Annotated in this window: 2 protein-coding genes; both read left to right on the top strand. The window is 37.3% G+C overall.

The features are described from left to right. The first annotated feature begins 684 nt into the window (after positions 1-684). Positions 685-1,446 carry a hypothetical protein gene (locus PVW51_RS24180; protein ID WP_274578231.1) on the top strand — a complete coding sequence of 254 codons (762 nt, stop codon included), beginning with the start codon at positions 685-687 and terminating at the stop codon, positions 1,444-1,446. After that, positions 1,439-1,895 (top strand): MobA/MobL family protein (locus PVW51_RS24175; protein WP_274578229.1); only part of this gene is annotated, 457 nt, incomplete at its 3' end. The genes PVW51_RS24180 and PVW51_RS24175, both read left to right, overlap by 8 nt.

Raw genomic sequence — 1,895 nt, 5'->3', positions numbered from 1 at the left:
TCAGTGCTTTAATGATTATGAAGCCACACTGATTTGGACTCGACGTTATTTAGAGAAGCATCCTGAGTGTGAGTACAGCGATATTCAAAAAGCCTTTGTTTCTTGTTTCCCAGAGCACTTCTTCAGCTTTGACTGTTAATTTATGAGAGGCACGGTAAAAAATCGCAATTGGTAAGTAAATCCCAAATAGAAAGAGCCAGTTCATACAACTGGCTTTTTATTGTCACGTATAAATCTAAGACTTGTTTTAATCGTTGCTAACACGATCAAGCAAAGTGTAATAACGAAACTAAAAGTGCAGCAACAGACTTTTTTTTTGCAGAAATAAAACTGAAAATGCGGTAACAGAAACGTTTTTGTAGAAACGAAACTGAAAATGCAGCAACGGACATCTTTTTTGCCGGAAACAAGCGCAATTTAAGCGAAAAGCACAGCATTGTTTTGATTTTAAAATTTAAGCATATTGCTTAAATATCAGCAGCTTAGGTTCAATACCTAAGCTGCTGATGCCCAGGGGTTGAGGGGAAGGATTCCCTCACGGACTGTAGTTTCTCGAAGAGAAACTGTTAAGTGCGAATTAATAAAAAATAAAATTTATTTTATTTTTTATTAATTAAATCCATTCGCCCAATAAGTTATGCTACAAAGCATAATGAAATTGAAGCGAATGGATTTCTTGTTAAAATGCAAAACTCTGATTTTAAAAAACGTGGACGACCAGCACTTTTGCTCAATCAACTAGAGTTAAAGGCCTATGTCGACTATGTGAGAAAGTATAAAATTTGGGATCAAGTCACTCAAAATGCAGTTCGTGAAATTCAAGCATCTCAATTTGAAATGCAGAACTTGTCACCAACTGCATTAGTCATCGTAAAACAAGCCATTAAACCATTTAGAGAGCTTCAAAAAGTTGAACTGCTTTATCAACAACTTTGTAAAACTACATCGCATGATTTCTTTCAAAAAAAGTTCGTCGAGTTATATCAACAATACCAAAGCACTCGTGAAGATCAGACACTGAATGTGCTTAAAACAATGGCAACTCAATATCTTCGTTTTAAAGACAACAAAGTCGATGAAAATAGCTTAAAACTGTATCTCAACCAGCTCGAGAAGAAAGAAAATAAAGCAAAACGGAATGCCGATAACAAGAAAAAATTTGAGATCGGCGGGGCGCTATTGTCATTGTTAAAAACAAAAAATATTGATGTCACCAAACTGACCGCAGCACAAATGATTCGTGCCATTTTTAATGAAGATATTCAATTTAATTTAGCCAATCGCAATACGATCATTTTTCAAGAAATGCTCAATGTTGGCCTCAGTGAAACTCAAGCCAAGACCTTGTTTCCACTGGTTTTAGATCAACTCACAGACTATCGCGACGAAGATGGTTTGCCAATTTATTTAAAGCAAATTATTAAAACAATGGCAGAAAATGGCTAGCTATCACCTGCAACTAAGAGACAAACCCAAAGGCTATGCACTCGAACATTATTTCTATATTGCTCGATTAGAAAAATATCAGCATGTGCGTGTCAAAAGCCAAGAAGTTTTAGAACATATTGAACCGGGTGGTTGTATGCCATCTTGGGCGAAAGATCCTGCTGACTTCTGGAAAGCAGCAGATACCCATGAGCGAGCCAATGCCAAAGTCTACATGGAATATGAATTGGCTCTCCCCAATGAACTTACACCAGAACAGCGTAAAACACTGGTAGAGGCATTTTTAAATGAACACGTAGCCAGTCACCAATATCCGCATTCTTACGCCATACACAACGTTAAATCGAGAATTGGCGGCATTGATCAACCGCATTGTCATCTCATGTTGTCTTTGAAAGCCAATGATGGCCTTGACCGCACGCCAGAAACCTACTTCAAACGCTTTAATC

The sequence above is a fragment of the Sulfitobacter sp. PR48 genome (assembly GCF_028807335.1).
Classification (GTDB): Bacteria; Pseudomonadota; Alphaproteobacteria; order Rhodobacterales; family Rhodobacteraceae; genus Sulfitobacter.
This window is presented reverse-complemented; position numbering and strand designations above follow the sequence as displayed.